8 protein-coding genes are annotated in these 6,903 nt (G+C 41.4%); 4 read left to right on the forward strand and 4 right to left on the reverse strand.

The window, feature by feature from the left end; all coding sequences use genetic code 11:
* Nucleotides 1-1,627, reverse strand: a 1,627-nt coding sequence (gene mdcA, locus C1642_RS18980; protein ID WP_103236630.1) for a malonate decarboxylase subunit alpha, incomplete at its 3' end; no start/stop codon positions are given.
* A 109-nt stretch (nucleotides 1,628-1,736) separates the two neighbouring features.
* Nucleotides 1,737-2,651, reverse strand: a complete 915-nt coding sequence (gcvA, locus tag C1642_RS17040; RefSeq protein WP_001088003.1) for a transcriptional regulator GcvA — start codon at nucleotides 2,649-2,651, stop codon at nucleotides 1,737-1,739.
* Nucleotides 2,652-2,796: 145 nt separating this feature from the next.
* Here gcvA and C1642_RS17045 point away from each other — a divergent pair, with 145 nt between their 5' ends.
* From C1642_RS17045 to C1642_RS17060, 4 genes are all read left to right on the forward strand, one after another.
* Nucleotides 2,797-3,567, forward strand: coding sequence for an SDR family NAD(P)-dependent oxidoreductase (locus tag C1642_RS17045; protein ID WP_032018098.1), 771 nt, complete (start codon nucleotides 2,797-2,799; stop codon nucleotides 3,565-3,567).
* 117 nt (nucleotides 3,568-3,684) lie between these two features.
* Complete coding sequence (locus tag C1642_RS17050) at nucleotides 3,685-3,951, forward strand: carboxymuconolactone decarboxylase family protein (RefSeq protein ID WP_265734998.1); 267 nt, start codon at nucleotides 3,685-3,687, stop codon at nucleotides 3,949-3,951.
* Between the two features lie 71 nt (nucleotides 3,952-4,022).
* Nucleotides 4,023-4,697, forward strand: a complete 675-nt coding sequence (locus C1642_RS17055; protein ID WP_103236631.1) for a cupin domain-containing protein — start codon at nucleotides 4,023-4,025, stop codon at nucleotides 4,695-4,697.
* A 9-nt stretch (nucleotides 4,698-4,706) separates the two neighbouring features.
* Nucleotides 4,707-5,894 (forward strand): MFS transporter, encoded by a 1,188-nt coding sequence (locus C1642_RS17060; RefSeq protein ID WP_103236632.1) that lies wholly within the window; start codon nucleotides 4,707-4,709, stop codon nucleotides 5,892-5,894.
* A gap of 7 nt (nucleotides 5,895-5,901) precedes the next feature.
* On the opposite strand, the gene C1642_RS17065 is transcribed toward C1642_RS17060, so the two are convergent.
* Together C1642_RS17065 and C1642_RS19810 are read right to left on the reverse strand one after the other, a co-directional pair.
* Nucleotides 5,902-6,495: a GNAT family N-acetyltransferase gene (locus C1642_RS17065; RefSeq protein WP_103236633.1), complete on the reverse strand. Its 594-nt coding sequence runs from the start codon at nucleotides 6,493-6,495 to the stop codon at nucleotides 5,902-5,904.
* A 42-nt stretch (nucleotides 6,496-6,537) separates the two neighbouring features.
* A partial coding sequence (locus C1642_RS19810; protein ID WP_228153965.1) for an FMN-binding negative transcriptional regulator occupies nucleotides 6,538-6,903 on the reverse strand: 366 nt, incomplete at its 5' end.

A 6,903-nucleotide genomic window follows, 5' to 3' on the forward strand; every position in this document is an offset into this window, starting at 1 on the left:
CCAAGTCGGCAATATTTTTCGCTGCTAAAAGTTCACGTGTGGCATCGGTACGGCGAATACCTAAATCTTCAGGGAATACCACCAGACCTTCACTTCTTAAACGTGCTGTTGTTTTTGGGTCTTGAGTTAAACCAATACTGGTCACACCTGCCACCGCAGCAATCATGGCTTGACGCTCTTCTTGGCTGCTTGCTTTATATAGATAAGCAATGCCTTCTTCGGTCAATAAATGAGTCACATCATCGCCATAAATCATGATCGGGGCTAAAGGCAAACCTGCCGTTTTAGCAACATCAATCGCATCGAGACGATCTACAAAAGTTGGCTTGCCCCCCTCTTGAAAGGTTTCCACCATTTGTACAACGAGTTTTTTACCACGTGCCAAATAGGTATCTGTTTCATTAGCACCTTGCAAACGCATATCCAACCATGCTGGCGTATCATGACGACGTCCACGCGGATCATGTCCCATGTTTGGCGCTCCACCAAAACCAGCTAAACGCCCTTTGGTAACGGTCGAAGAATGCCCCATGCCATCAACTTGCAAAGTTGCACCAATAAATAGATCAACGGCGTACTGACCTGCGAGCTGACACATCATGCGGTTGGAACGTAAAGCGCCATCACGACCTGTAAAGAAAACATCGGGACGAGCAGCAACATATTTTTCCATACCGAGTTCAGTACCAAAACAATGCACGCTTTCAACCCATCCCGTTTCAATCGCCGGAATTAAGGTTGGATGTGGATTCAGAGTCCAGTTTCGGCAGATTTTTCCTTTTAAACCTAAAGACTCACCATAGGTCGGTAAAATCAGTTCAATTGCCGCAGTGTTAAAACCAATACCATGGTTTAATGATTGCACATTATGCTTTTCATAAATTCCGCGAATTGCCATCATCGCCATGAGCACATGCACTGGCTTGATATGTTTCGGGTCTCGAGTAAATAACGGTTCGATATAAAAAGGCTGGTCTGCGACCACCACATAATCCACCCAAGAAGCAGGAATATCGACACGGGGTAACTCTGAGACGTCATCGACCAGTTCATTGACCTGAACAATCACGATACCGTCACTAAAAGCAGCAGGTTCAATAAGTGCTGGAGAATCTTCGGTACTTGGACCTGTATAGATATTGCCTTGGCGGTCTGCCATAAAGCCCGCTGAGAGCACTACATTTGGAATAAGATCAACCACCAAACGTGAATACAACTCGATATAGGTATGAATCGCACCAATCTCTAGTAAACCATCTTCAATTAACTGACTAATACGCAAACTTTGTGGGCCAGCAAAAGAAAAATCGAGCTTACGCGCAATACCTTTTTCAAACAGATCAAGATGTTCTGAACGCCCTACGCTTGGCATGATCATATGCAAATCATGCAAAATATCTGGATTGGTTTGAGCCAAAGAGCGCGATAAAAAATCAGCCTGCTTTTGGTTATTCCCTTCGAGTACAACTTTGTCACCCGGTGTAATTAAGGTTTCCAAAACTTTAATAATGTCTTGAGTTGGAATCACCACACCATCGGTATATTGGTTTGCCATCTCTAGTTTTAGTTGTTTGGCATGACGCCGCTTTGTCCATAATCGTTCTTTATTCTGAACTGAGCCTTCCATGTGTTTACCTATAGATCGCAGTTTTGTTCTGAATCTATAAAAACGCTTTATGGACTTTCGATCAATCAACCTAGATGAGTCGTTATTAACCTCAGGTTAATGATTAATTTTATATTCGATGAATTTCTTCAAAAAACCAATCTAGACAGATTTTGACTTTGGGTAAATTTGCGTATTGTGGTCGGTACACCAAATAATAAGAAAAGGGCGATGAGAAGTGAATTTGAGGAAATAATCGTATCAAACGCCCGGTTTGTATATCTTTTTGCACCATAACACTACGCGCTAACGCAACACCATGTCCTTCCATTGCAGCCTGTAAAACTGCAGATGAACTGTTGATTTGCATACCACGGCTAATATTGATGTCATTCAAACCTACACTTTTTAGCCAAGATTGCCACCCCGGAAATTGTTGATGTTTTTCCATCGAAAGATCATGAATTAAAGTGATATTCTTTAGATCGTTCGGCGTTACGAGCGTTGAATGTTCATTTAAAAATGTAGGCGAACATACGGGATAAACCTCTTCATCCATAAGTTTAACGGCTTCTAAACCTTGCCATTGTCCTTGACCATATCTGACACCTACATCGACTTTTTGTTCTAAAAAATCTACGGTTTTCAAGTTAATGTCTAAACGAATATCAATATCTGGATATTGTTTTTGAAAATGATCAATTCTTGGTAATAGCCATTTTTCGGCAAATGCTGGACTGACCGCAATATTAAGAACACCTGATAGAGAATCTTGTTTTAATTTCTCCAAAGCCAAAGTGAGCTTATCAAAACCCGCCCGAATATCCGGTAAAACCGATTCAGCCAGTTCAGTAGCGACCAGTCGATTTTTGCCATTCGTTTGCCGATGAAACAACGGAAAGCCTAACCAATCTTCAAGTGTACGTACCAATTGCCCCACCGCAGCAGGTGTCACATTCAACTCTTTTGCTGCAGCAGAAAAACTTTTGTGGCGTGCGCTGGCTTCAAAAGCACGAAGTGCATTGAGATAAACTGGTGAATTCATAGCGCTAAAGTTTTTCTTTATTGGGTAAGTAGATTATCTCATTTGTGATTAAAAAATACTATTTCTAAAATAAACCCATATTGATTGCAAAACCTCACTTTCACGAATCAATCAATTTATTTTTTTTAATCTTAAGGATATACACATGAGTAGATTTTCTTTAAAAGTTGCTATCGTTACTGGTGGCGGTTCTGGTATTGGTAAAGAAGTCGCAATTCGCTTGGTTCAAGAAGGTGCCAATGTTGTGATTGGTGGTCGCGATGAAAATAAATTGCAAAAAGCTGCCCATGAAATAGATCCGACAGGTGAAAAAGTTCGCTACTTTGCTGGTGATATAGCCGACCCTAAAACTGCAAAAAACTTAGTAAAAGTAGCTTCTGAAACATTTGGTGGTGTTGATATTCTTATCAATAATGCAGGTGTATTTAACCCAAAATCTTTCCTTGATATTACTGAAACAGAATATGACTGGTTTTTAGATACCATTTTGAAAGGCAAGTTTTTTATGGCGCAAGCGGCTGCTAAAGCCATGCAACAACGTGGAGGCGGCGCAATAGTACAAACAGGTTCGCTTTGGGCATTACAAGCTGTAAAAGCAACCCCGTCTTCTGCTTACTCAGCAGCAAATGCAGGGGTACATGCACTCACTCATAACTTAGCCATTGAATTGGCTGAATCAAATATCCGCATTAATACCGTTGCACCAGGTGTAGTGGAAACACCTGTTTACAACACGTTTATGAGCGAAGATCAGGTTAAAGAGGCCTTACCGACTTTTAACTCGTTCCATCCTTTAGGCCGCAACGGTCAACCTGCTGACATTGCCGAAGCGATTTTATTCCTTGCATCATCTAATGCCTCATGGATTACAGGAACTATTCTTCCTGTAGATGGTGGTGTGATGGCTGGTCACTAATTTGCAGTTAGTGATCAATCCCACTTATTTGGAGTATTTAATATGCAGAACTAGAATAGTTATCGAGACTCGTTGCTTCAATATGTCGCAAAATTTGCAAAACTAGCACCAGACACCATGCGTGGTTTAAGTGCAATGGAAGCAGGAACGAGTAAAATTGGTCAGCTTGATGCAAAAACCCATGAGCTTATTGCACTTGCCGTTGCAGTGACCACACGTTGTGATGGTTGCATTTCTATACATAGCAAAAAGGCAATTGAAGCAGGTGCAACCAAAGAACAAATTGCCGAAGCTCTTTCTGTCGCTATTTCTTTAAATGCAGGTGCAGCACTCACCTATTCTGCACGCGTATTAGAGGCAGTAGAAAATTTAGCAGAGCATTAATTTTACTTGCTAATTCATTCTATTTATTTTGTTATTGAATAAAGAGAATTTAGTTTACGAGGAAAGTATTCATGTTGATCCATGCCGATTTTTCACAGGCTGTGATTGTCAAACCTGAAGACTATCACTGGGTGAAATCTCCCCGTGGGGAAGTTGATCGTGTCATGCTCGATCGTATTGGCGGTGAAATAGCTCGTGCAACCAGTTTGGTGAAATATGCGCCCCATACAACCTTCCCTGAACATCGACATCATCATGGTGAAGAAATCCTCGTACTTTCAGGCGTATTTACTGAAAATCAAAATCAGCACTACCCTGCTGGATGGTATTTACGCAGTCCCCATCAGTCGGGACACCAACCATCGAGTGAAGAAGGTACATTGATTTTTGTCAAACTTATGCAAATTCCTACGTCAGAAACGCAAACCTTACGAATCAATACCAACGACCCAGCACAATGGCAAAAAATAGATTCGCGTTTAATTTGCACATTAATTGATGCAAGTTATGAACACACTTATTTAGAAAAACTCAAGCCGCAGCAACTTTTTCTTGAAGTAGCTGAGGGTGGAATCGAAATTTTGATTACCCAAGGTCAATTAGTTGATAAAGAAATGGTTTTTGAAACTGGCACATGGATACGCTTACCACCGAAAACACATGCACATTTTCAAGCTGGTTTGTCTGGCGCTTCTCTTTATGTAAAAACTGGACACCTAGCCTCAGCCATTGCGGAATATAATTAAAGGCTCTTTATGCTTCAAAATACTATGCACCGCCAAGTATTAATTTTGGCGAGTTCCCAATCCCTTTTCCAAACCGTTTCCGTCATGGTCATGACCATTGGTGGCTTGGCTGGGGCAAATATTGCAAATACCCCAACACTTGCAACGCTGCCCATCGCATCTATGTTTTTGGGTACGGCTTTAATGATGTTCCCTGCCTCAATATTAATGGCACATATTGGACGGCGTAACGGTTTTCTATTCGGTGCTTTTTTAGGTGTGCTCGGCGGCATTATCGCATCAATTGGTATTTTTTATAGCTCACTCATGCTTCTTGCTTTAGGTACGCTATGTGTCGGGGCCTATCAATCCTTTGCCCAGTTTTACCGTTTTGCTGCCAGTGAAGTGGCAACTGACGCGTTTCGCTCACGTGCTATTTCTTGGGTGATGGCAGGTGGAATTGTTGCAGCACTGATTGGCCCAACTTTAGCACGCTTCGGCGGACCTTTATTCCAGCATTTAGAATATATCGGTTCATTTTTAATTATTAGTATCATCTCACTTGTGGCAATGGGCATTTTATCTAACCTACATATTGCCGATACAGTTGAGCAAAAGTCTGACTTTACTGCTGGTCGCCCATGGCAACAGATTGTCTTTCAACCGACCTATTTAGTTGCTCTGTTTGGTGCCGTCACAGGTTATGGCATTATGATTTTAGGTATGACTGCAACACCCATTGCCATGCGACATTCACACCATGAACTTGGGCCAATTACGACAGTCATTCAGCTACATGTGCTTGGTATGTTTCTGCCTTCATTTTTTACTGGAAACTTAATTGCTCGCTTTGGTGTGCTGAAAATCATGTTTGCAGGTCTTTTATTATTTACTTGCTACATTGGGTTTGCTCTCTCAGGTATTCAGTTCGCATCTTTTGCTATTTCTTTAATTTTATTAGGCGTGGGTTGGAACTTTTTATTTATTGGCAGTACTTCTTTACTCACAGGAACCTATTCCGTGGCTGAAAAAGCTAAGGCCCAAGCTATTAACGATATGACCGTTTTTGTTGTCGGTTTGATTTGTTCGTTTAGTGCAGGTGCTTTACTGGATTTATTTGGCTGGAAAGCAATGAATATCGCGTTAATACCATGGTTGGTGATTGCCGCAGCTTCTCTCTTCTGGCTAAGCCAAAAAAGAGAAAAGCAGGTTGTTTAAATTCTTTTTAACGCGGTTTGTTCAACATCCATTCTAGATTTTGACGGACCGCAGGCCATTCATGTCTTAAAATACTGTAAACATGAGTGTCCCGCAAAATATCATCTTTCACAATTTGATGGCTTCTCAGCACACCATCAAGCTTTGCTCCCAAACGCAGAATTGCAGTTTGGCTTTGAATATTTAAAGAAGATGTGCGTAACTCAACCGCAATACAGTTTAAAGTCTCAAATGCATGAGCCAACAATAGCTTTTTACACTCAGTATTTACAGGCGTACGCTGTGCAGACTTTCGGTACCACGTCGAACCAATTTCTACACGGCGATGTGCTTCTTCAATATGCATTAAAGTTGTCATGCCCAGCGCTCGCTCTGTTTTTCGGTCTTCAATATAAAATGGCAACATAGAGCCAGATTTTTGCAAATCAAGACGTCTTTCAATTTCAGCAGTCATCTGTTCAGGTCTTGGCACACGGGTATACCAAAGATTATAGAGTTCCCCATCGCAAACGGCCTCTTTGAGCGCTTCAGCTTGAGTTACATCTAGCGGCTTTAAAATAACGTGTTCACCCAATAACTCAACAGGTGTAGTCAAAGACATCTTTATCTCCTCAATTGATATTAAGCTTTTATATTTTCAAAATTATTTATTTAACTCAGCCACACTGTACATGGCATTCGCTATAGTTTGATGACCAGATTTCGATAGGCCATCTGCCGCGCCTAAAATGTCTCGGCGTTCTTTGTTTTGCCCAAGTTTTGATTTTCCTTGCAGCTTGGTAATTTCAATTTCTATGCCCACAATGGCTTTTAACATCGGTTCAAGATAGTCTTTTGGTGCATCGGACATTTTCCATGGTTCAGGTTGAGAAGCTTCATGGGTGCGGGTTAAGCGAGCCACTACACCACGAACATAGCGTTCATCATCTCGAATCGTCACTTTGCCATATGCATGCACAACCCTATAGTTCCACGTCGGTACTTGTCTGTGATGTTCATGTTTAGATGG

The sequence above is a fragment of the Acinetobacter sp. AKBS16 genome (assembly GCF_002899995.1).
GTDB classification, from domain to species: domain Bacteria; phylum Pseudomonadota; class Gammaproteobacteria; order Pseudomonadales; family Moraxellaceae; genus Acinetobacter; species Acinetobacter baumannii.